At 43.7% G+C, this 26,306-nt stretch carries 21 protein-coding genes and 1 pseudogene; 20 read left to right on the forward strand and 2 right to left on the reverse strand.

The window, feature by feature from the left end:
• Positions 1-34 precede the first annotated feature (34 nt).
• Together WJ238_RS05465 and WJ238_RS05470 are read left to right on the forward strand one after the other, a co-directional pair.
• Positions 35-766 (forward strand): RraA family protein, encoded by a 732-nt coding sequence (locus tag WJ238_RS05465; RefSeq protein ID WP_256196170.1) that lies wholly within the window; start codon positions 35-37, stop codon positions 764-766.
• Positions 767-768: 2 nt separating this feature from the next.
• A complete protein-coding gene (locus WJ238_RS05470) occupies positions 769-1,416 on the forward strand; it encodes a bifunctional 4-hydroxy-2-oxoglutarate aldolase/2-dehydro-3-deoxy-phosphogluconate aldolase (RefSeq protein WP_256196172.1) in 648 nt (215 codons plus the stop codon).
• Positions 1,417-1,489: 73 nt separating this feature from the next.
• On the opposite strand, the gene WJ238_RS05475 is transcribed toward WJ238_RS05470, so the two are convergent.
• Positions 1,490-2,134, reverse strand: a complete 645-nt coding sequence (locus tag WJ238_RS05475; RefSeq protein ID WP_337606361.1) for a GntR family transcriptional regulator — start codon at positions 2,132-2,134, stop codon at positions 1,490-1,492.
• Positions 2,135-2,221: 87 nt separating this feature from the next.
• On the opposite strand from WJ238_RS05475, the gene WJ238_RS05480 reads away from it, so the two are divergent.
• The 10 genes and pseudogenes from WJ238_RS05480 to WJ238_RS05530 all read left to right on the forward strand — a co-directional run bounded on the left by WJ238_RS05480 (position 2,222) and on the right by WJ238_RS05530 (position 13,522).
• Positions 2,222-3,244, forward strand: a complete 1,023-nt coding sequence (locus WJ238_RS05480) for an NAD(P)-binding domain-containing protein (RefSeq protein ID WP_337606362.1) — start codon at positions 2,222-2,224, stop codon at positions 3,242-3,244.
• A gap of 34 nt (positions 3,245-3,278) precedes the next feature.
• On the forward strand, positions 3,279-4,703 hold the full coding sequence (locus tag WJ238_RS05485) for a four-carbon acid sugar kinase family protein (protein WP_337606363.1): 1,425 nt from the start codon (positions 3,279-3,281) through the stop codon (positions 4,701-4,703).
• Between the two features lie 307 nt (positions 4,704-5,010).
• Positions 5,011-6,316, forward strand: a pseudogene (locus WJ238_RS05495) (four-carbon acid sugar kinase family protein).
• Between the two features lie 18 nt (positions 6,317-6,334).
• A complete protein-coding gene (gene pdxA / locus WJ238_RS05500; RefSeq protein WP_230107437.1) occupies positions 6,335-7,333 on the forward strand; it encodes a 4-hydroxythreonine-4-phosphate dehydrogenase PdxA in 999 nt (332 codons plus the stop codon).
• A 46-nt stretch (positions 7,334-7,379) separates the two neighbouring features.
• Entirely contained in the window at positions 7,380-8,783 is a 1,404-nt protein-coding gene (locus WJ238_RS05505) for a GntP family permease (RefSeq protein WP_230107436.1), read from the forward strand.
• Between the two features lie 32 nt (positions 8,784-8,815).
• Positions 8,816-9,562, forward strand: a complete 747-nt coding sequence (locus WJ238_RS05510) for a DeoR/GlpR family DNA-binding transcription regulator (RefSeq protein WP_316267877.1) — start codon at positions 8,816-8,818, stop codon at positions 9,560-9,562.
• A gap of 131 nt (positions 9,563-9,693) precedes the next feature.
• Positions 9,694-10,347 (forward strand): TetR/AcrR family transcriptional regulator, encoded by a 654-nt coding sequence (locus tag WJ238_RS05515; protein WP_337606368.1) that lies wholly within the window; start codon positions 9,694-9,696, stop codon positions 10,345-10,347.
• 117 nt (positions 10,348-10,464) lie between these two features.
• On the forward strand, positions 10,465-11,703 hold the full coding sequence (locus WJ238_RS05520; protein ID WP_337606369.1) for an MFS transporter: 1,239 nt from the start codon (positions 10,465-10,467) through the stop codon (positions 11,701-11,703).
• Between the two features lie 339 nt (positions 11,704-12,042).
• On the forward strand, positions 12,043-13,032 hold the full coding sequence (locus WJ238_RS05525) for a helix-turn-helix transcriptional regulator (protein WP_337606370.1): 990 nt from the start codon (positions 12,043-12,045) through the stop codon (positions 13,030-13,032).
• A 25-nt stretch (positions 13,033-13,057) separates the two neighbouring features.
• Complete coding sequence (locus tag WJ238_RS05530; RefSeq protein ID WP_337606372.1) at positions 13,058-13,522, forward strand: GNAT family N-acetyltransferase; 465 nt, start codon at positions 13,058-13,060, stop codon at positions 13,520-13,522.
• Here WJ238_RS05530 and WJ238_RS05535 read toward each other — a convergent pair.
• Positions 13,507-14,187, reverse strand: coding sequence for a Crp/Fnr family transcriptional regulator (locus WJ238_RS05535; RefSeq protein WP_337606373.1), 681 nt, complete (start codon positions 14,185-14,187; stop codon positions 13,507-13,509). The two genes, WJ238_RS05530 and WJ238_RS05535, sit on opposite strands and share 16 nt — an antisense overlap.
• 202 nt (positions 14,188-14,389) lie before the next feature.
• Between WJ238_RS05535 and WJ238_RS05540 the strand changes: the two genes are divergently transcribed.
• The 8 genes from WJ238_RS05540 to WJ238_RS05575 form a co-directional block, all read left to right on the forward strand.
• Complete coding sequence (locus tag WJ238_RS05540; RefSeq protein ID WP_337606374.1) at positions 14,390-15,280, forward strand: DUF3100 domain-containing protein; 891 nt, start codon at positions 14,390-14,392, stop codon at positions 15,278-15,280.
• Positions 15,281-15,727 carry a hypothetical protein gene (locus tag WJ238_RS05545; protein WP_230107428.1) on the forward strand — a complete coding sequence of 149 codons (447 nt, stop codon included), beginning with the start codon at positions 15,281-15,283 and terminating at the stop codon, positions 15,725-15,727.
• Between the two features lie 16 nt (positions 15,728-15,743).
• A complete protein-coding gene (locus tag WJ238_RS05550) occupies positions 15,744-17,069 on the forward strand; it encodes an amidohydrolase family protein (RefSeq protein WP_337606375.1) in 1,326 nt (441 codons plus the stop codon).
• Positions 17,066-17,812 (forward strand): sulfite exporter TauE/SafE family protein, encoded by a 747-nt coding sequence (locus WJ238_RS05555; protein WP_316265991.1) that lies wholly within the window; start codon positions 17,066-17,068, stop codon positions 17,810-17,812. The genes WJ238_RS05550 and WJ238_RS05555 overlap by 4 nt, the downstream gene beginning before the upstream one ends.
• 139 nt (positions 17,813-17,951) lie before the next feature.
• The gene (locus WJ238_RS05560) at positions 17,952-19,331 is read left to right on the forward strand and encodes a D-alanyl-D-alanine carboxypeptidase family protein (protein ID WP_316267883.1); all 1,380 of its coding nucleotides are present in this window, start codon (positions 17,952-17,954) and stop codon (positions 19,329-19,331) included.
• A 463-nt stretch (positions 19,332-19,794) separates the two neighbouring features.
• Entirely contained in the window at positions 19,795-22,941 is a 3,147-nt protein-coding gene (gene ileS, locus WJ238_RS05565; protein WP_230107425.1) for an isoleucine--tRNA ligase, read from the forward strand.
• A 23-nt stretch (positions 22,942-22,964) separates the two neighbouring features.
• Positions 22,965-25,430 (forward strand): glycogen/starch/alpha-glucan phosphorylase, encoded by a 2,466-nt coding sequence (locus tag WJ238_RS05570; protein ID WP_337606376.1) that lies wholly within the window; start codon positions 22,965-22,967, stop codon positions 25,428-25,430.
• Positions 25,431-25,501: 71 nt separating this feature from the next.
• Positions 25,502-26,306: SpoIID/LytB domain-containing protein (locus WJ238_RS05575; protein WP_337606377.1), on the forward strand; the 805-nt coding region annotated here is incomplete at its 3' end.

Here is a 26,306-nt window from a genome sequence, read left to right on the forward strand (position 1 = left end):
CAGTTTTTTATATTATTTTAAGGAGGTATTATTAATGGCTGTTGAATGGACAAAAGAGCAAATGAAGTATTTTATTCAGGAGTATAAAAAATTAAATACTCCATTGGTGTGGGATGCGTTATTCGTTCAATATGGATATCGCAATCAAGTGTTAAGAAAAGAAGTAAGACCAATTTTAAGAGATATGAAACTGGCAGGTCCCGCGGTGACTATTAAAGGGACTACTAACGTGACACCATTTGAAGAAGAGTTTGATCATTCGGGATCAGGACCACTTGGCGGCATGTGGATCCGGGTAGGAGAGGTGATTACTGAGGACTGTGTAGTGATTATTGATCCAGGATATACAGAAGTAGCAGTTTTAGGAGATATTTTTGGACAAACATGGCATCATATGGGTATGCAAGGGCTTGTTTGTGATGGTCCCATTCGTGATTCGTTTGGCTTTTTGGAAGATAATATTCCTACTTTTTGTACCGATACTATGTGTATTTGTGCGGAAGGACACTGGAGAATGACAGATAGAAATGTACCGTTATGGTTACATGGTCAATTGGGCGAAGTATTAGTAAATCCTGGTGATTTTATTTTTGCGGATGCGGATGGTGTTCTTGTTATTCCTAATGACATGATAGAAAAAGTTTTGATCAATGCAAAGGAACGAGCTGAGAATGAAATTAAAACAAAAGCTGATATAAAAGCGGGAAAGAAGCCAGAAGAAATGTGGTATGAAAATGGACATAGTGGAGTAATAGAAGGTAATTAAATATGGCAGAGAAGGTATTGCGAACTATTCTGGATGAAAAAATTATAGCAATAATCAGGAATGTGAATTCTAAACAAATTGATCGCGTTGTTGAAGCTCTTTTGGATGGGCATATTAGGTGTATGGAATTTGCCTTTTCAGGGGGGAAAGACTACAATGAAGATGAAATTTTATATTTGATCAACCGAATCAGAGATAAATATGCTGATGAAGTTATTGTAGGTGCGGGTACGGTAATGACAATAGATCAGGTAGAGCGTGCATGCAATATGGGGGCACAGTATATGATATCGCCCAATGTAAATAAAGAAGTAATTAGTAAGACGAAAGAAATGGGATGTGTATCTATACCGGGAGCTTTTACTCCAACTGAGATAACAAAAGCATATGAATATGGAGCAGATATCGTTAAGATTTTTCCATGCAATATAGGAAAGAATTATCTTCGAGATGTTTCTGTACCATTATATATGATTCCGATGATGGCGGTTGGCGGAATCAATCAAAATAATATATACGATATTTTACATTCTGGTGCAGTTGCTGTAGGGGTAGGTGGAAATCTTGTGAGTATTGATTTGATACAAGAGGGAAAGTATTCTGAGTTAACCGCTAGAGCAAGAGAACTATATAATGAAGCAAACCGATAATATAGTCATACTTTTCCATATCGGATGACACTGGGAATTTCTTTTATTGAGCCGGATGGGGCTGTCCTGCACCCTAGAGATCTTCCAGATTAATACCTCTTGGTACATCCATATGCCGCAGAGTAATGTCATAGATATGTGTAATATCTCCCTGCTCCATGGCATTCAGGATAGCAAGATGCTCATCATATGTATCTTTCATTCTTCCCGGATGGGAAAGGGACATTTGGGCCAGCCGCTGCATCCGGTACATAAAGGTATCGAAAATAGCAGAGAATTGCTGGTTCTCAAGGTAGTGAACGATGGAAATATGAAATTGAAAATCGTAAGTACAGAAATCCTGGATGGACTGAGAAACCTCCAGGATTTCTTTCATTTCATCCATAATAAAGTGAAGCTCGCTAAAGAGGCGCTTTGCCTTTTTAGAAGCGAAAGTGCGCGTAATCTCCATGGTACAGTAAGTTTCCAGAGCTGAGCGGACCTGGAATGTTTCTGTCACATCCTGCCGGGTAAGCTGATGAAGGCGAAATCCCTTGCTTGGAATAATATCAATATAGCCTTCCTGCACCAGCCTGTGGATGGCATCGCGGAAAGGAGTGCGGGAAATGCCAAGTTCTCTGGAAAGCTTTGTCTCAGAATAGATTTCGTGATAGGAAAGCTCTCCTTCGGAAATCATTTTCTTTAAATGTTCATAGGCCTGTTCGTTGAGTGTCATCATTGGTAGATGCTCCTTTACTGTGTTTGTCTATATTTTATCAAAAACTATGAGAAAATCCAACAATTTTCTGTGGATTTTGCTCAAAAAATGAGGGGTAAAATTAGCGAAAACGGAGAAAGAGAATTTGAGGGATTGACCGGTATACCGGTATGTAGTAGAGTGAAGACAGGAACAAAAAAGAACACTTTAGAAAGAAAAAAAACAAAAAGGAGAGAAGAAAGTATGAAAACAGGATTTATCGGACTGGGAATCATGGGAAGACCAATGGCAAAAAATCTGCTCAAAGCAGGAGTGGATCTGATCGTAACAGATCTGAACAAAGAGGCGGTAAAAGATGTAGTGGCAGCCGGAGCACAGGAGGGTACATACGAGGAAATCGGAAAGGAATGTGGTGTTGTATTTATTATGGTGCCAAGCGGTGATATTACAAAATCCATCCTTTTCGGAGAAGGCGGAGTGGCATCTTTTATAAAAGAAGGAAGCATTGTATGTGATATGAGCTCTGTTACGCCTGTTGAGTCCAAAGAGTGCTATGAAAGGCTGAAAGAGATCGGCGTTGGTTTTGTAGACGCCCCTGTATCAGGAGGAGAAACAGGAGGCATCAACGGAACACTGGCTATTATGGCGGGAGGAGATCAAAAGGACTTTGATGCCCTGAAAACATATTTTGACATCTTGGGATCTTCCGCTTTGCTGATCGGCGGTCCGGGAAGCGGAAGCGTGACAAAGCTGGCAAATCAGATCATTGTCAATAATACGATCGCTGTTGTATCCGAAGCGTTTGTTATGGCGGCAAAAGCCGGAGCTGACCCGGTTAAGGTATATGAAGCGATCCGGGGCGGACTGGCAGGAAGCGCTGTTCTTGATTCTAAAATCCCTATGATCGTGGAGCGGAATTTCAAACCGGGCGGACCGATCCGCATCAATCATAAAGACATTAAAAATGTGGTAAATACAGCGCATGCGATCGATGTTCCGATTCCATACACGGCACAGCTCTATGAAATTCTCCAGACTCTGAAAATTCATGGACATATGGAGGATGACCACGGCGGAATCGTACAGTATTTTGAAAAGCTGGCAGACGTGGAAGTGAAAAAAGTGGATTAGGGCAGAGAGAGCAGAGGAGAAGGAGGAAACAAAAATGGCGATCAGTACAGATATTTTGACTTCCTATAAAAAAATAGACGAGGCATATATCGATAGTCTCTTAGAAAAAGAGATTAAAAAGAACCATAAAAAAATTGTTGTGCTGGACGATGATCCTACAGGAGTACAGACGGTTCATGATATTTCTGTATATACAGGATGGGATAAAGACAGCATCCGCCAGGGATTTGAAGAAGAAAACAGCCTTTTCTATGTACTGACTAATTCCAGGGGATTCACGGAAGAACAGACAATAAAAGCTCACCATGAGATTTCCGCAGTGACAGACGAGGCGGCCAAAGTAACAGGAAAAGAGTACATTTACATCAGCAGAAGCGACAGTACGCTTCGGGGACATTATCCTTTAGAGACAGAGCTTTTGAAAGCAGATTATGAAAAATATACAGGGAAAACCGTAGACGGCGAGATCCTTTGCCCTTTCTTTAAAGAAGGCGGAAGATTTACCATTAACAACGTACATTATGTGAAATACGGCGATACTCTTGTACCTGCCAATGAGACAGAATTTTCCAAAGACAAGACATTTGGCTATACAGCTGCTGATCTGCCATCCTATGTAGAGGAGAAAACAAAAGGAGCTTATAAGAAAGAGGATGTCACCTGTATTTCTCTGGAAGATATCCATGATATGGCTGTAGATAGGATAGAGGAGCAGCTTCTGGCAGTAAAAGATTTTAATAAGATTATTGTCAATGCTGTGGATTATGCGGATATCAAAGTATTCTGCGTGGCTTTGTACCGGGCAATGGAAAAGGGAAAGACCTTTATGATGCGTACGGCGGCCGCTATTGTAAAAGTTATGGGCGGTGTGACGAGTCAGCCGCTTCTTACAAGAGAAAAGATGGTCGTAAAAGAGACAGACAACGGCGGTATCATTGTGGTAGGGTCTCACACTGACAAGACAACCCGCCAGCTGGAGGCACTGAAAGAGCTGGATGATATCGAATTTATTGAGTTGAATGCAGCTCTTGTGAAGGATGACGCGGCGTTTGAGGAAGAAGTAAAACGCTGTCTGGAAAAAGAGGAAGAATGTATCCGCGCCGGAAAGACCGTATGCTGCAGTACGACCCGCACACTTATTACAGCAGATACAGGAGATAAGGAAGATGAACTTCGCCTTTCTGTAAAAATCTCAGATGCAGTGCAGTCCCTGGTGGGGCGTCTTACCGTTACGCCTGCCTTTGTGATTGCAAAAGGCGGCATTACATCCAGTGATGTGGGAACAAAGGCGCTGGCAGTAAAAAAGGCAAATGTGCTTGGGCAGATCAAACCGGGTATTCCGGTGTGGCAGACAGGGGAGGAAAGTAGGTTTCCTTCTGTTCCATACGTAATCTTTCCCGGCAATGTAGGCGATGACAGCACGCTGAAAGAAGCGGTAGAAATCTTATTGAAGAAATAGATGGATCATTTAACATTTACAGGCAGACAGGGGCTGACTTTTACAGCCCCGACGGCCGTACTATTCTAATCATGTCTTTAAAATAAAGTTGGTTCTTAATATCTTCTTTGCCAAATTCTTACAGTTTAAATCAAATGTTTTGAAACAAAAAGTAAACAAAATTAAAGATGAAAAATGACAAAAACAAACATAATAATTGTAAAAAACTTCTAAAAACATTGATAAAAAATAGATTAAATTGACAAAAATAAACATTAGGAGTAATATATAAACATAAAAGAACATTGAGGCGAAGGAGGAATGAGAAATGCCACAGTGTGTAGTGATTGCGGATGATCTGACAGGAGCAAATGCCACAGGTGTGCTCCTGAAAAAGATGAACTACACTGCCTATACGGTCATGAACACAGAGCGGATTGAACTAAGTACGCTGAAGGACTGCGATTGTGTATTGTATCCTACAGACAGCCGGGGGGGTAGATCCCGGGATTGCTTACAATCGGGTATATAATGTCTGTGATCTGTTAAAGAATGATGAGGTTAAGGTATATTCTAAAAGGATTGACAGTACATTGAGAGGAAATCTCGGCAGTGAGACAGATGCCATGCTGGATTGTCTTGGAGAAGATTATGTGGCTGTTGTTGCACCGTGCTTTCCCTCTTCGGGACGTATCGTGATCGGAGGTTACATGCTGGTAAACGGGCTGCCTTTACATAAAACAGATATCGCCATTGATCCGAAAACACCTGTTAAGATCTCGGAAGACGCCGTTCTTTTTGCAGAGCAGAGCAAATACAAAGTAGCGTCTATCCTTATGAAAGATCTGATGCACGGAAAGCATTATCTGGCGGATCTGATGAAGAAACATGTGGAAGAAGGCTGCAGGATCCTGGTCGTTGATTGCGTGACTCAGGAAGATCTGGACCTGATCGCGGACGCAGTGATCACCAGCAAATTGAAGATAGTTGCAGTAGATCCGGGCGTATTTACGGCAACTCTTTCAAGAAAGCTGATCACACCTTCCGAGAAGAAGGAGAAGAGCCGCATTCTGGCGGTAGTAGGAAGCGTCCATCCTAATACAAGGAAGCAGATGGAGGAATTGTGGCTGTCCCAGAGAACTCACAACGTGTTTGTCAATACAAAGGAACTTCTGGAGGATGAAACAAGAAGGGAAAAGGAAATTTCCAGAGTGACAGAGGAAATCCTAAGGGAGTGCAAGTTGAATATGGTATCCACTGTGACCGGGGACGGTATTTATCCGGAAAACCGTATAGATTTTAAACCCTACATGGAGAAATATCATTGCTCCATGGATGAAGTGACAGAGCGGATCAATTCGGGATTTGCAGAGATCACCTACCGCATTTTCAAGGCTGAGCCGGAGTTTAAGGGGCTTTACACAAGCGGCGGGGATATTACGGTATCAGTGTGCGCCAGATTTAATACCGCAGGATTAAGCCTTATGGATGAAGTGCTTCCGCTGGCAGCTTACGGACAGTTCTTAAAGGGAGAATTTGAAGGTGTACACATCATTACAAAGGGCGGAAGCCAGGGACAAAATGATGCGATCAACCGCTGTATTACTTATCTGAAAGAGAAACTTTATATTTAAGACAGGGAGGAATGAAAGATGAAAAAACCATTGATTGCAGTAACGATGGGAGATCCGGCCGGTGTAGGTCCGGAGATCGTGGCAATGTCGCTTGCATCTGCAGAGGTCACAGATGTGGCGGACTGCATTATTGTAGGAGACAAAAAATGCATGGAAAACGCAATTGACATCACAGGTGTGAAGCTGGAAGTCAATGTAGTGGAAAAGCCGGCGGATGGAAGATACGAAAAAGGCGTACTCAATCTGATCGATCTTGACAATATCAATATGGATGAGTTTGCTTTTGGAAAAGTCAGCGGCATGTGCGGAAAAGCGGCATATGAGTATATTGCAAAAAGCATTGAGCTGGCAAATGCAGGAGAAGTAGACGCAGTATCTACAACGCCGATCAACAAGGAAGCCCTGAAGGCAGGAAATGTAAACTTTATCGGCCATACCGAGATTTTCGGCGCTTTAACCGGGACGGAAGATCCTCTGACTATGTTCGAGACAAATGGTATGAGAGTATTTTTCCTGACAAGGCATGTTTCCCTGCGGCAGATGCTTGATATGATCAAGAAAGACCGGATCATCGACTATGTAGTGCGGTGCACGGAGGCTTTAAAAAGGCTGGGAGTCAATGAAGGAACAATGGCGATCGCAGGACTTAATCCGCACAGTGGAGAGCATGGACTCTTTGGCTGGGAAGAAGTGGAAGAGATTATTCCGGCTATCGAAGAACTGAAGAAAATGGGCTATGATGTGGCGGGGCCTGTAGGAGCGGATTCTGTATTCCATCAGGCAGCCATTGGAAAATACAACAGCGTTCTTTCCCTGTATCATGACCAGGGACATATCGCGACAAAGACGCTGGATTTTGAAAAAACAATCGCAATAACAAATGGAATGCCGATTCTTAGAACTTCTGTAGATCACGGCACTGCATTTGATATAGCGGGCACCGGAAAGGTAAGTGCCGTGAGCATGATCGAAGCCATCCGGCTGGCCGCAAAATACGCACCTCATTTTGTAAAGTAAAAGAGAAAAGTAAAGAGAGAAAACTTATCTAAAGGAGGGTTCTATTATGGTAGGAGGACTTGACGGCAACAGAATGCTGCTGGGTCTTGCAGTAGGCATCATTATTCTTATTGTCCTGGTATTAAAAACAAAGGTGCAGGCGTTTCTTGCCCTTATCATATGTACCGTTATCGTGGGAGTTGTAGGCGGTATGCCTCTGGCAAACACCACATTGGAGGACGGTACTACACTTGGAATTATTAACTCTATCACCGGAGGATTTGGAAGCACACTTGGAAGTATCGGTATCATCATCGGATTTGGTGTTATGATGGGACAGATCTTTGAAGTGACGGGAGCTGCAAAGAGGATGGCGCATACATTCTTAAAGCTCTTTGGGAAGAAAAGAGAAGAGGAGGCTCTTTGCCTGACAGGTTTCCTTGTATCTATTCCGATCTTCTGTGACTCTGGTTTTGTGGTTCTTTCACCTATCGCAAAGGCGATCTCAAGAGCAACGAAGAAGTCCGTCATCGGTCTTGGCGTTGCGCTGGCAGCAGGGCTTGTTATCACACACTCCCTCGTCCCGCCAACTCCGGGCCCCTTAGGCGTATGCGGTATCTTTGGAATTGATGTAGGTACATTTATTTTAATGACACTGGTTCTTGCTATCCCAATGGCAATTGCCTGTATCGTTTATGCAAAGAAGATTCTGCCGAAGAAATTTTACCGTATTCCAAACGATGACGGTGAAATCGTAGAGATGCCTTACCGTGAACCGGATTATGAGAATGCGTTCCATATGGGTGATGAGAACATGCCGGGCACATTTGAATCTTTTGCACCGCTGTTTCTCCCTATTATTCTTATCCTGATCAATACAGTAGCCACTGCTATGGGAGCGACAACAGGAGTATGGGAAGTACTTATCTTCCTCGGACAGCCGATCATCGCGGTAGGTCTTGGACTGCTTCTTGCTATCTTTACACTTGGAAGGAATCTTGACAGACATACTGCTCTGACAGAAATGGAAAAAGGAATGCAGTCTGCCGGTATTATCATGCTTGTAACCGGCGGAGGCGGAGCTCTCGGACAGATCATCAAAGATTCCGGTCTTGGTACCTATATGGCAGAGGGACTGGCACAGACAGCGATTCCGATCATTGTGCTGCCGCTTATCATTTCCACTTTAATGCGTTTTATCCAGGGATCAGGAACTGTTGCTATGACAACAGCAGCAAGTATTTCTGCTCCGATCATTGTAGCAGCGGGCGTAAATCCGACACTTGGCGCGATCGCATGCTGTGTTGGTTCCCTGTTCTTCGGATACTTTAATGACAGTTATTTCTGGGTAGTAAACAGAACGCTGGGTGTTACAGAAGCAAAAGACCAGCTGCAGGTATGGTCAGTGACATCCACAATCGCATGGGCTGTCGGTGTTGTTGAAGTTCTCGTATTGAGTATTTTCATGTAATCGTGTACAATGACCAGTAAGAGGTGATTTGTATGCTGGCGGCAGAGAGACAGGCTAAAATAGTGGAAATTATCAGAAGGCAGGGGAGCGCACAGGTAGAAGATCTGGCGCAGAACCTGCAGGTAAGCACTATGACAATAAGAAGGGATCTGGAAAAACTGCAGGAGGACAATTTACTGGAGCGGTGCCATGGAGGTGCGGTGGCAAAGCAGGAGGTAGCCTATGCAGAAAAATGTACCAGCCATAAAGAAGGGAAGCGGAAACTGGCAGCGGCCTGCCGCTCCCTTGTATCAGACGGAGATAATATCTATCTGGATGCGGGGACAACTACATATGAAATCGCAAAAGTGATTCAGGATGTATCGGATATTATGGTTGTGACAAACGATCTTGAAATAGCAGGACTTCTGAAAAACAGCCCGGCAGAGATTCTGCTCTGCGGAGGGGTGGTACAGAAAAGTACAGGAAGTATGCTTGGATATTATGCAACTCAAATGCTGGAAAATTTCAGATTTGATGTGGGATTTTTCGGCGCTGCTTCCATTAATGAAGAGTTAGAGGTTTCGACGCCGACGGTAGACAAGGCATTTTTAAAAAGAATGGCTCTGGAACGATGCAGCCGGGGATATCTGGTAGTAGATGAATCAAAGTTTGGCAAACAGGCCATGGCAAAGGTCAGTCATCTGGCAGATTACACGGCGGTTATTACAGACAGGAATTTCACGGAAGAGGAAAAGGAAGAAGCGAAAAAATCCGGAGTCAGGATTATACGTGTTTAATTAAAACGGAGGTATAAACAGCCTCCGTTTTTTGATGAAAAATATTTTTGGAAAGAGAAACCAATTGACAAACATACTGACGGTATGATACTGTATACATACTAAGAGTATGTATTTGGGAGGCGGATAAAATGGCAAGAAATAAACATCCCGAAGAGACAGTCAATCTCATATTAGATGTTGCTTTCCGGCTGTTCATGGAGAAAGGGTATGAGCATACCTCTATTCAGGATATTATTGATAATTTGGGAGGACTTAGCAAAGGAGCCATCTATCATCATTTTAAATCAAAAGAAGAGATCTTAATGGCAGTGACGGATCGTATGACGGAGGAATCCAACCGGACTTTGATGGAAATTCGAGACCGGCAGGATCTTAACGGAAAAGAAAAGTTAAAGACAATTTTCAAAGCATCGATCTGCCGTCCTGTGCAGAATGATATTTTTACAGTTGCTCCGAATTTCAGTAATAATCCAAAACTTCTCTTTTCGCTGGTAAGTGACACGATAGAAGAAGTGGCGCCAAACTATATTCTTCCCATCATTGAGCAGGGCATTCTCGATGGAAGTATCCGGACAGAATATCCAAAGCAGCTGGCGGAGCTGATCATACTCGTGGCTAACATTTGGATAAATCCTATGATATTCGGAAATACAGAAGAGGAAACCTATTCCAAATTTATGGTATTCAGTGAGATGATGAGAGGCTTCGGACTGGATATCATGGACGAGGAAATGATCGAGAGGATACAGGAGCTGACAACGATTTATCAGAAAAACAAATAAAAGGAGCTGTCCGGCAAAATAAGCAGATTATTGATATGCTCCAATTTACCGGACAGTTCTCTTTTTTTAAAAATTATACATACCAACGTGCGGTATTAAAAGGAGGAATTTATCTAAATGAAGAAAAAATTGTTCACGAAAGATTTTACACTGGTTGTTATCGGGCAGATTATTTCCTTATTCGGAAATGCGGCAGTAAGATTTGCATTGCCTCTGTATCTGCTGAATCTGACAGGTTCGTCTGCACTTTATGGAACAGTCACAGCATGTGCATTTATTCCATCTATTCTCTTATCTCCTGTAGGAGGAATGATCGCAGACAGAGTGAATAAAAGAAACATTATGGTAGTCCTGGATTTTCTGACCAGTGCATTGATTTTAGGATTTTTGTTTTTTATGCAGGAAATAAACATTGTCCTTTTGATTACGGTCACATTAATGCTTTTGTATGGAATTGCGGGGACGTATCAGCCGTCTGTTCAGGCAAGTATCCCGGATCTTACTGACCAGGAGAATTTCATGGCGGCAAATTCGGTTATTAATACGGTCAACTCTTTTTCTTCCTTGACGGGACCTGTGATTGGAGGGATCTTATACAGCGCCTATGGGTTAGAAGCGGTATTATTGATCTGCGGAATCTGCTTTTTCCTGTCAGCGGTCATGGAAATTTTTATAAAAATACCATTTCAGAAACAGATTTCCGGAGGAAATATATGGGAAACTGTGAAAAAGGATTTTACCAAAAGCGTTTATTTTATTCGCAGAGAAAAGCCGGTTGTGGGCAAATGTCTCCTTATGATCAGCGGAATTAATTTGTTTTTATCTGCTATGATCGTGGTTGCACTGCCGTATTTGATAACAGAAGTCTTGAGTTTTGAAGAAACCCGGGCAAATACACTTTACGGTTTCGCGCAAGGAGCTCTTGCTGGAGGAGGACTGGCAGGAGCCATGTGTGCAGGTATATTCAGAGAAAAGCTGACGATCAAAAGAGCAGGCAATCTGCTGACCGCCTGCGCCTTATCTGTATTTCCCATGAGTTTCACTTTACTGCTGACTCCATCTGAAACGATAAATTATATGATTATTGTATTATGCTGTTTTGCGGTTATGGTGTTTTCCACTGTTTTTTCTGTACAGATGATGTCATTTATACAGACGGAGACGCCGAAAAATTTAGTAGGAAAGGTGATTGCGGTCATGATCACTGTTTCTACATGCGCCCAGCCATTAGGCAATGCACTTTACGGTATTTTGTTTGAATTGGGAAAAGGGGCGGAATTTGCCGTCATTTTATTCTCCGGAATTGTCTCTTTGTCTATTGCTATGAAAACAAAGAACATATTTGCCCGACTTTAATTATCTGTAAGATATTCGTTTCGCTCTCTATGTGAAAAAGTAAGATTTTTTGAAATTTTTAATAGGTGTCGTTTTTATACGACACCTATTGCTGTATCTTATGATTAAACAAGTTGATTGGAACAAAAAAGGAGAGTGGAACGATGAAAGGTTACAATACAGAAAACGGTTATATGGGATATGTTGACGGAGAATATCAGTTGTTTGCAAGTGAAGCGGATTATGCAGAGTGGATGGAAGAGTAAAAGAAAAAAGCCTGCGTTCTTCTTTTGGTGTACAATAATTTTACCAGCTATGTTATACTTATGATACATACCCTGTAAAGAGAGGGAAGAAGACATGCCAAAAGGAAGCAACCAGAAATTAAAGTTATACCATCTTGCGCAGATCATGCTGGAAAATACAGATGATAACCACTATATTACAATGCCGGAGATCATGAGCGCGCTTGAAGCATATGAGGTTACTGCTGACCGGAGAACAATCTATGCAGATTTAAAAGATCTGGAAGCACTGGGGATCGAGGTAGAAGGAGAGCCTGTCGGCGGCGGATACCGGTATCATGTTGTGGAAAGACCTTTTGAGCTGCCGGAATTAAAGCTTTTGGTGGATGCGATCCAGTCGTCAAAATTTATTACCGAGCGGAAGACAAATGCTCTGATCCGAAAGCTGGAGAAGCTGGTCAGCAAATACGAAGCCATGAAGCTCCAGCGGCAGGTATATGTTTCCGGGCGGATCAAAACAATGAATGAAAGTATTTATTATACAGTAGATACGATCCACAATGCGATTTCCGAAAACCGTAAGATCCGCTTCCAGTATTTTCAGTGGAATGTGAAAAAAGAGATGGAACTGCGTCATGACGGCGCCTATTACCATATCAGCCCGTGGGGACTTTCCTGGGACGCTGAAAATTATTATCTGATCGGGTACGATTCCGAGGCCGGGAAAATTAAACACTATCGTGTAGATAAGATGCTGCGGCTTCAGATGTCTGATGAGAAGCGGGAAGGAAAGGAACATTTTAAGAAGCTGGATATGGCAGATTATGCGAAGAAGAGCTTTGGCATGTTTGGCGGAAGGGAAGAGAAGGTGAAGCTCCTGGTGGAAAATACTCTGGCAGGCGTGATCATTGATAGGTTTGGAAAGGATATCATGCTGATTCCGGCGGACCAGGAGCATTTTACAGTTAATGTGGATGTCCATGTCAGCAAACAGTTTTTCGGGTGGATCATTTCCCTTGGAGAGAGGGTGAAGATTCTCGGGCCGGAGGAAGTCGTGGCTCAGATGAAGGAGGAAATCCAAAGACTGGCGCGGCAGTACAGTTAAAATTTGAGAAAGGACAGACAAAAAGATGATCAGAAAATTTAAACCGGAAGACATACATCAGGTGATGCAGATATGGCTTGATGGCAATGTGGAAGCCCATGATTTTATAGATGCGTCTTATTGGAAATCTCACTATGACTCGGTACAGGAACAGCTTCCGGAGGCAGAGATTTACGTATATGAGGAAGAAACTGAAAAGAAAGATGAAATGCAGACTCCGGCCATCCGGGGATTCGTCGGTATGGCGGGAGACTATCTTGCCGGAATTTTTGTGGATCGCCGGTCCCGGTCTATGGGAATCGGAAAAGCTCTGCTTGACTATGTGAAGGGAAAGCATGACAGTTTTTCTTTAAATGTTTATCAGAAAAATGAGGCTGCAGTCCGTTTCTATCTGCGGGAAGGTCTGACGATTTCTGCTGAAGGAACAGATGAGGAGACAAAAGAGCCTGACTATACGATGACATGGTGCGGGAATCAGGGTGTCTTTTGAGCAAGGTACTCCCTGACCGCCCGGATCTGCTCCTGAGTAAAGGAGACTTTTCCTCTCGTAATGCCGATCAGTCCGGCTTCTTTTAAAGCATGTATGGTGCGGTTCAATGTCTTGACGGAGATGCCTGTTTCCTCGTGCATTTCCTCCCGCGTGCGGCGGATGACGAAAGTTTGATATTCGTCCGCATATTGAAGAAAATATTTTAAAAGCAGGTGCTGCGGGGGATAAAAGAGGCGGTTTCCTCTATTATAAGAAGAACGGTACAGTTTATAGGCCACCTTCTGAGAAACTAATCTTAGGAGGTGGATATCTTTTGCGATCCAGTCTTCAAAATCTTTTCTGGAAAAATAGAGGACTGTACATTCTGTCAGCGTTTCGATCGTGACAGAGGTTCGTTCTTTTCCGGCCAGTATAGTGACCTCACCGACAAAATCGATGGGATCATTTCTTTCGATCATAAAGACATTTCCATTTTCAAATTCATTGATAACCCGGTGATAACCCTCACACACAATGCCGAAATAATCCAAAAGCTCATCCTTTTGATGGATGATTGTTTTTGGTGCATAAGTTTTGATCGTGTACCGGCTTTTCAACTCTTCCGGCATATAGCGAATGTAATTTTCCAGTTCAGGAACCTTCAAAAGAAGCTCTTCCAGTGTCATTTCATTTCCCCCACATTTTCTTTTCCTATAGTATACTACAAATTTCGACATAATTTTATGGAAATGTGTCAAAAATATCCCATTTGTCCTTTTTTAAATGAAGAGATTCTTATATAATACTCGCGTGTTATAAGTGAAAATAATAGATAAAAGACAAGTATGGAAGAGAAATGGGAGGGTATCTATAAAAAAGGAAATTTACATGTATCCGTCGACAAAAGCGAGATTTCAGGCAGAATATAAGATCTTTCTTCTGGCTTTTGTTTTTATTGTAATTGCCGATTCCATCGGACAGATCAAAGTTCCTCTTGGTCCGGGGACACTGATCTTATTTCCTATTTTTTACTCGCTTCTTCTGGGAATTATTTCCGGTCCTGAAGTGTTGAAGATTTTTAAGAAAAAAGAAGTAAAAGCAGCTTCCAAGCTGGTTATTGTGGCAATCTGCCCTTTTATTGCAAAGCTTGGGATCAATGCGGGGGCAAGCCTGGAAACAGTGCTCTCGGCCGGACCGGCTCTTTTGTTCCAGGAAGTGGGAAATTTGGGAACGATATTTTTTGCATTGCCGGTAGCGCTTCTTCTTGGATTGAAGAGAGAGGCTATCGGGGCAACTCATTCTATCAACAGAGAGTCTAATCTGGCGCTGATCACAGATATGTTCGGACCGGATTCGCCGGAAACAAGAGGAAGTCTTTCAATTTATGTTGTAGGCGGTATGGTTGGAACGATTTATTTCGGATTTCTGGCAACGATGATCGCCTCTTTGAACGTGTTTCATCCCTATGCACTGGGAATGGCGTCCGGTGTGGGAGCCGGTATCCTGATGGCAAGTTCTGTGGCAAGTCTTACGCTGGTATATCCTGATATGGCAACCCAGATATCGGCGCTTGCAAGTACAAGCGAGACGTTATCGGGACTGACAGGAATTTACGTGGCAATTTTTGTGGGAATCCCGCTGACCCAGAAGCTTTATGAACTGCTGGAGCCGCCTATTGCAAGGCTTAGAAAGGAGCCGAGCGAGGTGCTGACAAGAAAGAAGCAGGAAGCGGAAGATGCAAAGAAAACAATAGAAGAAATTACTGTGGAGGAAGAATAAATGAGATATGCAGAGTGGGGACTTTTGTTGATTATATCCGGGCTGGGAATTGCCCTTGCAAATTTTGTGGGATTTGAGGTCGGATTCATGGATTCTCTTCCGGGAATCCTCATTCTACTTGCGATTTCCGCTGTGGCTGTGGTGATCAGTAAAGTAGTGCCCCTGAAACTTCCGATCATTGCATATTGTTCTATTATCGGACTTCTTGTGGCAAGCCCAATTTGTCCGGCAAGAGAGTTCATCATTGCATCTGCCGACAAGATCAATTTCACAGCGCCTCTTACATTAGTGGGAGCGTATGCGGGGATTTCTATCAGTGATCAGATTAAATCCTTTGTAAAGCAGGGCTGGAAGATGATCATTATCGGCGTCCTTGTTATGACAGGAACTTTTCTGGGATCGGCATGTATTGCCCAGCTTGTACTTGGCTTAACAAACGCAATTTAACCGGGAGGATAGGAAGATGAAAATGCAGGCAGATCTGATGATCCGGGATGGTGACTTTTTAAATGAGGAATTTGAACTGGAAAAAGGAAAGAGTATCCTGATCCGGGACGGAAAGATTTTGGATATTAATACGGCAGAAGAGCTGGAAAAGAAGTATCAGTGGACGGAGGAAATAGACGGAAGCAGATGCATTTATATGCCGGGGCTTGTAGACGCCCATATGCACACGGGACAGCAGCTTCTTCGGGGCAGAGTTCTGGACGAAATGCCTATGATCTGGACAAGGATCATGCTTCCCTATGAAAGTACTCTGACAAAAGAAAAAATGCGCTTAAGTGCCCAGGCGGCAGCGGTTGAGATGATCCGGTCCGGGACATGCGGATTTATCGATGCGGGAAGCTATTACATGGAGGAGGCGGCAGCAGTTTATGAAGAAAGCGGCCTTAGAGGAGCGATTTCCTATTCGACCATGGATCAGAAAGGACTTCCCCGGTCCATAGCCATGGATGCAGAAGAGGCTGTAAAAAGGACGGATGAGCTGTATGACGGCTTCCATGGAAAAGGAAATCTGAAGGTCTATTATTCTCTGCGCTCTTTGATCTCCTGCTCCAGGGAGCTGATACTGGCAGCAGCGCAGAGGGCCAAGGAGCGCGGAACTATGCTGCAGGCTCATATGAATGAATATCCGGGAGAAATTAATTTTTATATGGAACGTTTTCAAATGCGTCCCTATGAATATTTGGAAAAACTTGGCGTGCTGAATGAAAATTTTCTGGGCGCTCACAGTCTTCTCCTTTCGGAAAACGAGAAAGAGATCCTGGAAAAGAGAGGGATAAAAGTATGTCACTGTCCTTTCAGCAATTGTGGAAAAGCAGCGCCTCACACGCCGGAATTGTTGAAAAAAGGTATTACAGCTGCGCTTGGGACGGATGGGGCAGCTCACGGAGGATTAAGTCTCTTTAATGAAATGAAGATTTTCCGTTCGGTAATGAATCTGACCTGGGGCGTGCCTCTAAGCGAGCCTGCCATTATGCCGGCAAAAACGATCCTTTCCATGGCAACAGAAAAAGGACAGCAGTGTCTGGGAGGGCAGGACGGCGTAGACGGCTTTCTGAAAAAGGGAGCAAGAGCTGATATCGTCGGCATTGACAGAAACCGCATTTATATGGCAGAATACGGAAAGATTTCCAACACGATCATGGAGAGCGTGAATGCGGGAGATATCAGGGATTCTGTCAGCGGCGGCAGGATTTTGATGAAAGATTACGAGATACAGACACTGGATGAAGAAAGAATCCTGCATGATCTGAGAAGTTATCAGGAAAGGGCGGAAAGCAATTGATAGAGTATCTGATTATTATAGCGGCAAATATAATAATAGGGGGAATGATCGGCCTGACAGGGATTGCCGGATTTCTCCTCCCTATGCTGTACAGCGGATTTATGGGAATGCCGGCAGCCCAGGGGATGGCTCTTAGCTTTTTTGCTTTTCTGATTTCCGGGATTTTGGGATCCCGGAATTACTATAAGTCCGATAACTTAGATGTGAAACTTGCTGTTACTATCAGTATCGGAAGTATCATTGGGGCAATTGCCGGGGTGTGGATGAATCTTCTTATTGATGAAAGTATTGTGAAACGGATTCTCTATCTGGTAGTGCTGCTCTCCGGAATTTCCATACTGGTGCGTAAGGATAAAGAGAGGGAAGAAGCAGGGAAACGGAAGATCCCGGCTGCGGCGGCCATCTTATTCGGTCTGGCGACAGGGTGTATCTGTGCTCTTTCCGGAGCAGGGGGCCCTATTCTTGTAATGCCGCTTCTTGTGACGTTCGGCGTACAGGTCAAAACGGCAGTGGGAGTGGCTCTGTTTAATTCTATCTTTATTGCGATCCCTTCCTGCATAGGTTATAGTATGCAGTGTGATGCGTCCTCTATGGCGCTGTTGCTTGTGGTTTCTATGATCAGCCATGGCGCGGGCGTCTGGATCGGGAGCCGCAACGCGGATATGATAAAGCCGCAGCCGCTGAAAAAAGGAGTGGCGATATTTTCTATTTTGATTGCAATATTTAAATTGATTACCGGCTAAAAAGCAGGCGCTGACAGGGTATTTGGCGGGGTATAATAAGATTCGGCTTGTATATACAGGCCGAATCATTTATAATAGTGCATAATTAGAGCGTAAATTAAGGCATAAATGTTATGATATAGCAGGGAGAATATCAGGAATGAAGAAATATATACGGGCAGCTGCCGCCGCGCTTATTGCTGTAAATATTTTCACAGCAGCGGCGCCAAAACTCTATGCCGCCCCGGAGTCAGGCAGTACAGATACAGTACAGCAGGAGGGAGCAGTTGATGGTACACAGGAGGAGATAGATCCGTACCAAAAAGAACTGGAGAATACCTACAAGGAAAAGGTTCAGACCAATGAGCTGGACGGATGGGCCAAAGGCCCGGGCATTTATGGCGATGCAGGAATAGTAATGGACGCGGAAACCGGAGCAGTTCTCTATGGAAAAAACATAGATAAAAAGGAGTACCCGGCAAGTATTACGAAGATATTGACAGCACTGCTGGCGCTGGAGTATGCGGAGATGACAGATGAGGTGCAGATCACGGCGGAGAGTCTTACCTGTCTGGGGTCAGGATATGCTTCTATCGGAATGAAAGAAGGAAATGTCATTACAATGGAACAGGCGCTGTATGCCATGCTTCTTGCATCATCCAACGAAGTGGCTTATGCAGTGGCAGAAACGGTAGCAAAAGGGCAGGGCGAAGACTACCAGTGGTTTTTGGATCAGATGAATCAGAAAGCCAGGGATCTGGGCGGTTCCAATTCTAACTTTGTCAATGCAAATGGAGTGCAGGACGAACAGCATTATACCTGTGCAAAAGATATGGCTTTGATTGCCTGTGAATTATTTGAATATCCGGAATTTTTACAGATTTGCCAGACGGCAAGTTATACAATTCCGGCGTCAAGTACAACGGAGGAACATATCTTTCAGCAGAAGCATGAAATGCTGCTTGAGGGAAATTCCGAGTATTACAACTATGCGGTGGCCGGCAAGACCGGATATACAACAGAGGCAAACAATACATTGGTGACTCTGGCGGATAACGGAGAAATGAAGTTGGTATGTGTTACATTGAAGACTTATCCCGGCCACGTGTATTCTGATACAAAAGCACTTCTGGAATATGGATTTAACAATTTTAAAAAAGTGAAGATTTCCGGGCAGAATGACAGTGAAAAGATAACATCTATTCCCGACGATGCCTGTGTAACACTTCCTGAAAATGTGAAATTTTCTGATCTGGACAGTGAGATCAGCCGTATGAAAAACGGCGAAGAAGGTCTGTTAAGTTACACTTATCAAGATAACCCGGTAGGAGAGGCAGTTGTGAAGCTTTCAGGGGATAAAGCGTTTAAAGATATTTCCGGAGAGGAAAAAATAGAAGAAAGTAAAATGCCGGTGTGGCAGCTTCTTCTGATATGCCTTCTCATTATTATCGTTTTACTGGCAGTTTGGCTTGTGATAGCAGCACAGCGCCGATCGAGAAGAAGGCGGCGCAGACGGCGCCGGAATCGTCGGGGAAGATAAACGCAGTCGGGGAAGATAAACGCAGGCACTTGACTTGTCGAGGGTTTCCGTTTATAATTTTAAAGACGTAAAAACAGAAGAATTGACCATGCGTAAAAGACTATGACGAAGACAGTAGGATATATGGGAACGTTCAAGCGAGCCGGCGATGGTGGAAGGCCGGTGCAAGTAGCATATATCTGAATATCACTTTAGAGTCGCAGTTTCCGAAAGGGCAGCATAAAATTCTTAGTAGGAACTGACGGGATCCGCCGTTACCGGAAGGCATATGTTGGTATGTTAGGTGGTTTATAAATGAAGGAATGCAAGCTTTCATCCTAATACACAGGATGGAAGCTTTTTTATTCAATACAATTTTACACAGGGTAATTCGCAGTTTTACACATGGCAAATTGTAATTTGGCACGTAGTAAACCTTAAAAGTGTTACGTGTCCTGTCAAAATAATAACAAGGAGGAAAAACATGTACAAGAAAGTTTCAACTGATCTGAAATTTGTTGACCGCGAAAAAGAAGTAGAAAAGTTCTGGGAAGAGAATCACATTTTTGAAAAAAGTATGGAAAACCGCAAAGAAGGCGAGACATACACCTTCTATGACGGCCCTCCGACTGCAAACGGAAAGCCGCACATCGGCCACGTCCTGACCCGTGTTATTAAGGACATGATTCCAAGATACCGCACCATGAAGGGATATATGGTTCCAAGAAAAGCAGGCTGGGATACGCACGGTCTTCCGGTAGAGCTGGAAGTTGAGAAATTACTCGGTCTTGATGGAAAGGATCAGATTGAGGAATATGGTCTGGAACCCTTTATTAATAAGTGTAAAGAAAGTGTTTGGAAATACAAAGGGATGTGGGAAGATTTCTCCGGAACCGTAGGTTTCTGGGCAGATATGGATAATCCCTATGTTACGTACCACAATGATTTTATCGAATCCGAGTGGTGGGCGCTGAAACAGATCTGGGATAAAGGACTTTTGTACAAGGGATTTAAGATCGTTCCCTACTGTCCCCGCTGTGGAACCCCGCTTTCAGCCCAGGAAGTGGCGCAGGGCTATAAGGATGTAAAAGAGCGCTCAGCTATCGTCCGTTTTAAGGTAAAGGATGAGGATGCTTATATTCTGGCATGGACCACAACTCCGTGGACTTTGCCGTCCAATATCGGTCTTTGTGTGAATCCGGAAGAAGATTATGCGAAAGTAAAGGCAGCAGACGGCTATGTATATTACATGGCGCAGGCTCTTTTGGATACAGTTCTTGGAAAACTGGCAGAAGAAGGAAAACCGGCCTATGAAGTTCTGGAGACTTACAAAGGACAGGAACTGGAATATAAAGAATATGAGCCGTTGTATCAGTGCGCTTATGACTGTGCAGCAAAACAGAATAAAAAAGCGTTTTTCATAACATGCGACGGCTATGTTACCCTGACAGACGGTACAGGTGTTGTTCATATTGCACCGGCCTTTGGTGAAGATGATGCCAAGGTAGGACGCAAATATGATATGCCGTTTGTACAGCTGGTAGATGAAAAAGGAAACATGGGAGAGACAACGCCATTTGCCGGCCTGTTTGTAAAGAAAGCGGATCCGGAGGTGCTGAAGGATCTGGAGGCGAGAGGGCTGCTCTTTGACGCGCCGAAATTCGAGCACAGTTATCCCCACTGCTGGAGATGTGATACACCGCTTATCTACTATGCGCGTGAGTCCTGGTTTATCAAAATGACAGCGGTAAAAGACGACCTGATCGCAAATAACAATACCATTAACTGGATCCCGGAAAGTATCGGAAAGGGACGTTTCGGCGACTGGCTGGAAAATGTTCAGGACTGGGGAATCAGCCGAAACCGTTACTGGGGAACTCCTTTAAATATCTGGGAGTGTGAATGCGGACATCAGCATTCCATTGGAAGCATTGAGGAATTGAAATCCATGTCTGACAACTGTCCGGATGATATTGAACTGCACCGTCCTTATATTGACGATGTAACTATCAAATGTCCGAAGTGCGGCGGGGAAATGCACCGCGTGCCGGAAGTGATCGACTGCTGGTTTGATTCCGGTTCCATGCCGTTTGCCCAGCATCATTATCCATTTGAAAATAAGGAGCTGTTTGAGCAGCAGTTCCCGGCGGACTTTATTTCCGAGGCAGTGGATCAGACAAGAGGATGGTTCTATTCTCTGCTTGCTATTTCCACTCTGATCTTCAACAAGGCTCCTTATAAGAATGTTATTGTTCTTGGGCATGTGCAGGATGAGAATGGTCAGAAGATGAGTAAGTCCAAAGGAAATGCGGTAGATCCTTTTGACGCTCTGGAGACATACGGCGCAGATGCGATCCGCTGGTATTTCTATGTAAACAGTGCGCCATGGCTTCCGAACCGTTTCCACGGAAAAGCGGTTGTAGAAGGACAGCGCAAATTCATGGGAACATTGTGGAATACGTATGCATTTTTTGTTCTCTATGCGAATATTGATGAATTTGACGCATCAAAATATGAACTGGAATATGACAAACTGCCGGTTATGGATAAATGGCTTCTGTCCAAGATGAATACACTGATCAAGGAAGTGGATGACCACCTTGGAAATTACCGGATCCCGGAAGCAGCAAGAGCGCTGCAGGATTTTGTAGATGACATGAGCAACTGGTATGTCAGAAGAAGCAGGGAGCGTTTCTGGGCAAAAGGAATGCCGCAGGATAAGATTAACGCGTACATGACTCTTTATACGGCGCTTGTGACTCTCTGCAAGGTGGCAGCTCCTATGATTCCTTTCATGACAGAGGAAATTTATCAGAACCTGGTAAGAAGCATTGACAAGTCTGCTCCGGAGAGTATTCATCTGTGCGACTTCCCGACAGCAGACGAGGCATTTATTGACAAAGAACTTGAGGCTAATATGGATGAGGTTCTGAAGATTGTCGTTATGGGTCGTGCCTGCAGAAATACGGCCAATATCAAAAACCGTCAGCCGATCGGACAGATGTTTGTCAAGACAGGAACACAGCTTCCTGAATTTTACCAGGATATTATAAAAGAAGAGCTGAATGTAAAGAATTTAACATTTACACAGGATGTACGTTCCTTTACTTCATATACATTTAAACCGCAGTTAAAGACAGTAGGACCAAAATATGGTAAAATGTTGGGTGGAATCAAAGCTGCTTTGTCATCACTGGACGGAAATGCAGCAATGGATGAAGTCAATGAAACAGGAGCTTTGAAACTCAATGTAAATGGACAGGAAATCACGTTGTTTAAAGAAGATCTTCTTATCGATACAGCACAGATGGAGGGATATGTATCAGAGGATAATAATGGAATTACAGTTGTTCTTGATACAAACCTGACACCGGAACTTCTTGAAGAAGGTTTTGTGCGTGAGATCATAAGTAAGGTACAGACAATGAGAAAAGAAGCGGATTTTGAAGTGACAGACAAGATTCACATCCGTTACGAAGGAAGCGAAAAGGCCGAAAAAGTATTTGCAGATCATGCTTCAGAAATCAGCAGTGAAACACTTGCACTTTCTGTTGAAAAATCCACTCCGGCAGGCTATGTGAAGGAATGGAATATCAACGGAGAAAAAGTGACGATTGGTGTCGAAAGATAAGGGTCTGAAGAAGGAGGATAATCATGTATAATCCGAGATTTGAAAAGGAAACTTTTAAAAAAGAGGTAAAGCATAATGTAAAGACTCTTTACCGCAAAACAATAGAGGAGGCGACTCCGCAGCAGCTTTTTCAGGCTGTGTCCTATGCGGTAAAAGAGGTTATTATTGATGACTGGATCGCAACACAGAATCAGTTTAAAAAGGATGATCCAAAAACAGTATATTATATGTCCATGGAATTTCTCATGGGAAGAGCGCTTGGAAATAACCTGATCAATATGACTGCTTACAAAGAAGTGAAAGCGGCGCTGGATGAAATGGGAATCGATCTGAACGTGATTGAGGATGAGGAGCCGGATCCGGCGCTTGGAAACGGCGGTCTTGGACGTCTGGCTGCCTGCTTCCTTGATTCTCTTGCAACACTTGGATATGCGGCATACGGATGCGGTATCCGCTACCGCTATGGTATGTTCAAACAAAAGATCGAAAACGGATATCAGGTAGAGACTCCGGATAACTGGCTGAAAGAGGGGAATCCATTTGAGCTTCGCCGGGAAGAATATGCCAAGGAAGTGCGTTTTGGCGGAAATATCCGCGTAGAATATGATGATTCTACAAACCGGACGAAATTTGTACAGGAAAATTATGAATCTGTACTTGCCATTCCTTATGATATGCCGATCGTGGGCTATGGAAACCACCATGTCAATACGTTAAGAATCTGGGATGCCAAGGCGATTACTGATTTCCAGCTGGATTCCTTTGACAGAGGAGATTACCACAAGGCAGTAGAGCAGGAAAATCTTGCAAAGACCATTGTTGAGGTGCTCTATCCCAACGATAATCACTATGCAGGAAAAGAGCTTCGCTTGAAACAGCAGTATTTCTTTATTTCAGCAAGCATACAGGCTGCCATTACAAAATATAAAAAGACACATGATGATATTCATAAACTTCCGGAGAAAGTCATCTTCCAGATGAATGATACCCATCCGACGGTGGCAGTGGCTGAACTTATGAGGATCCTTCTCGATGAAGAGGAGCTCGGCTGGAATGAGGCCTGGGATATTACGACAAAGACATGCGCTTACACAAACCATACGATCATGGCAGAGGCATTGGAAAAATGGCCCATCGACCTTTTCTCCAGACTGCTTCCCCGTGTTTACCAGATCATCCAGGAGATCGACCGCCGCTTCCTTATTCAGGTAAGAGAAAGATACCCGGGCAATGAGGAGAAAGTCCGCAAGATGGCGATCCTCTACAATGGGCAGGTGAGAATGGCTCATCTTGCCATTGTTGCCGGTTTTTCTGTCAATGGTGTGGCAAGACTGCATACAGAGATCTTGAAAAATCAGGAGCTTCGAGACTTCTACGAAATGATGCCGCAGAAATTTAATAACAAGACAAACGGAATCACACAGAGAAGATTCCTGATGCATGGAAACCCTCTCCTTGCAGACTGGGTAACAGAAAAAATAGGTACAAAAGACTGGATCACAGATCTGTCTCTTATGTCCGGGCTGAAAAAATATGCAGACGATTCCAAAGCGCTGGCAGAATTTATGGATATTAAATATAAAAATAAAGTCCGTCTGGCAGAATATATCAGGAAGCATAACGGAATTGAAGTGGATCCGAGATCTATCTTTGATGTACAGGTAAAGAGGCTGCATGAGTACAAGAGACAGCTTCTCAACATTCTTCATGTTATGTACCTGTATAATCAGATCAAGGAGCATCCGGAGATGTCCTTCTTCCCGAGAACCTTTATTTTCGGAGCAAAGGCATCCGCAGGATATATCAGGGCAAAAGAGATCATCAAGCTGATCAATTCTGTGGCTGATGTAGTCAACAATGACCGCAGCATTAACGGAAAACTGAAAGTAGTATTTATTGAAGATTACCGTGTCTCCAATGCAGAGATCATCTTTGCGGCAGCAGATGTCAGTGAACAGATTTCCACTGCATCGAAAGAAGCTTCCGGAACAGGAAATATGAAATTTATGCTGAATGGAGCGCCTACACTTGGAACTATGGACGGAGCCAATGTAGAGATTGTGGAAGAAGTCGGAATGGAGAATGCCTTTATTTTCGGATTAAGCTCTGAAGAAGTCATCAATTATGAAAATAACGGCGGTTACCATCCGCAGGATATTTACAACAGCGATCCGGATATCCGCAAAGTGGTAGATCAGCTGATCAATGGAACTTACTCCAACGGAGATCACGAGATGTACCGGGATCTTTATAATTCTCTTCTCTGTCCGAAAGACGGATCAAAGGCAGATATGTATTTTATCCTGAAAGATTTCCGCGCTTATGCCGAGGCACAGAAGAAAGTAGAAGAGGCGTATAAGGATAAAGAAAGATGGGCGAAAATGGCTCTTCTTAATACAGCATGCTGCGGTAAGTTTACCTCTGACCGTACGATTCAGGAATACGTGGATGATATCTGGCATCTGGATAAGGTGACAGTGGAGATTTAAAAGGTCAGGAATCCTGAAGGGTATAAAAGAGATAACCCTCTCATACATTAAGGTATGGGAGGGTTTATTTTATGCGGCAGAAGTTGAAAAAAATGGGATGCTATATCATTATTATTGTTTTGCTCCCTTATGTAGTGACCGTTTTCCTAAACGGGCCATCAATAGAAACAGCGGCTCCGGCAGACGAAATGGAGGTTATGGTAAAGCAGGGGGAAAAAGAAATACAGCTTCCTCTGGATGAATACGGAATTGGCAGGATGGCAAAGGAGATTCCGGCATCCTACGAAGAGGAGGCCATCAAAGTCCAGGCAATACTTGTCCGGACTGCCGTATACAAGCAATTGAAGGAAGAAGGCAGCGAGGCAGTTCTTGCAGACGATTTCTGGACAGAAAAAGAAATGAAAGAAGAGTGGGGGAGCAGGAAATTTTCCGAATATTACCGAAAAATAGAAAATGCCTGGCAGGAGACAGAGGGACAAGTTGTAATGTACGGCGAAGAACTGGCAAACACACCTTTTACCAGGCTGACAAACGGCAGTACAAGGGATGGGAAAGAAGTGCTGGGCAGCGAGGATTATCCTTATTTGAAAATCAAAGAATGTCCCCTCGATATTGAATCAAAAGACCAGATCAGGACAGTCACAACAGAGGACATGGACGCAGAAATAAAAGAAACGGATACGGCGGGCTATGTCACCAGTGTCCGAGTGGGAGAGGAGACTATGAGCGGCGAGGAATTTCGGGAGAAATATAAATTGGATTCCAGCTGCTTTATTCTCCAGAAGTATGATGGGAAAATGCGCATTACAACCCGGGGCATCGGCCATGGTCTTGGACTTAGCCAGTATACGGCAAATGAGATGGCGAAAGAGGAAA

This window comes from Claveliimonas sp. (genome assembly GCF_037273965.1).
GTDB classification, from domain to species: Bacteria; Bacillota; Clostridia; order Lachnospirales; family Lachnospiraceae; genus Claveliimonas; species Claveliimonas bilis.

Coding starts and splice junctions, on each gene's coding strand:
- WJ238_RS05545 (WP_230107428.1), top strand. CDS start 15,281: ATGAGATATGCAGAGTGGGGACTTTTGTTGATTATATCCGGGCTGGGA.
- WJ238_RS05510 (WP_316267877.1), top strand. CDS start 8,816: ATGCTGGCGGCAGAGAGACAGGCTAAAATAGTGGAAATTATCAGAAGG.
- WJ238_RS05550 (WP_337606375.1), top strand. CDS start 15,744: ATGAAAATGCAGGCAGATCTGATGATCCGGGATGGTGACTTTTTAAAT.
- WJ238_RS05525 (WP_337606370.1), top strand. CDS start 12,043: ATGCCAAAAGGAAGCAACCAGAAATTAAAGTTATACCATCTTGCGCAG.
- WJ238_RS05530 (WP_337606372.1), top strand. CDS start 13,058: ATGATCAGAAAATTTAAACCGGAAGACATACATCAGGTGATGCAGATA.
- WJ238_RS05465 (WP_256196170.1), top strand. CDS start 35: ATGGCTGTTGAATGGACAAAAGAGCAAATGAAGTATTTTATTCAGGAG.
- WJ238_RS05470 (WP_256196172.1), top strand. CDS start 769: ATGGCAGAGAAGGTATTGCGAACTATTCTGGATGAAAAAATTATAGCA.
- WJ238_RS05535 (WP_337606373.1), bottom strand. CDS start 14,187: ATGACACTGGAAGAGCTTCTTTTGAAGGTTCCTGAACTGGAAAATTAC.
- WJ238_RS05570 (WP_337606376.1), top strand. CDS start 22,965: ATGTATAATCCGAGATTTGAAAAGGAAACTTTTAAAAAAGAGGTAAAG.
- pdxA (WP_230107437.1), top strand. CDS start 6,335: ATGAAAAAACCATTGATTGCAGTAACGATGGGAGATCCGGCCGGTGTA.
- WJ238_RS05480 (WP_337606362.1), top strand. CDS start 2,222: ATGAGGGGTAAAATTAGCGAAAACGGAGAAAGAGAATTTGAGGGATTG.
- WJ238_RS05505 (WP_230107436.1), top strand. CDS start 7,380: ATGGTAGGAGGACTTGACGGCAACAGAATGCTGCTGGGTCTTGCAGTA.
- WJ238_RS05475 (WP_337606361.1), bottom strand. CDS start 2,134: ATGATGACACTCAACGAACAGGCCTATGAACATTTAAAGAAAATGATT.
- ileS (WP_230107425.1), top strand. CDS start 19,795: ATGTACAAGAAAGTTTCAACTGATCTGAAATTTGTTGACCGCGAAAAA.
- WJ238_RS05485 (WP_337606363.1), top strand. CDS start 3,279: ATGGCGATCAGTACAGATATTTTGACTTCCTATAAAAAAATAGACGAG.
- WJ238_RS05520 (WP_337606369.1), top strand. CDS start 10,465: ATGAAGAAAAAATTGTTCACGAAAGATTTTACACTGGTTGTTATCGGG.
- WJ238_RS05515 (WP_337606368.1), top strand. CDS start 9,694: ATGGCAAGAAATAAACATCCCGAAGAGACAGTCAATCTCATATTAGAT.
- WJ238_RS05540 (WP_337606374.1), top strand. CDS start 14,390: ATGTATCCGTCGACAAAAGCGAGATTTCAGGCAGAATATAAGATCTTT.
- WJ238_RS05560 (WP_316267883.1), top strand. CDS start 17,952: ATGAAGAAATATATACGGGCAGCTGCCGCCGCGCTTATTGCTGTAAAT.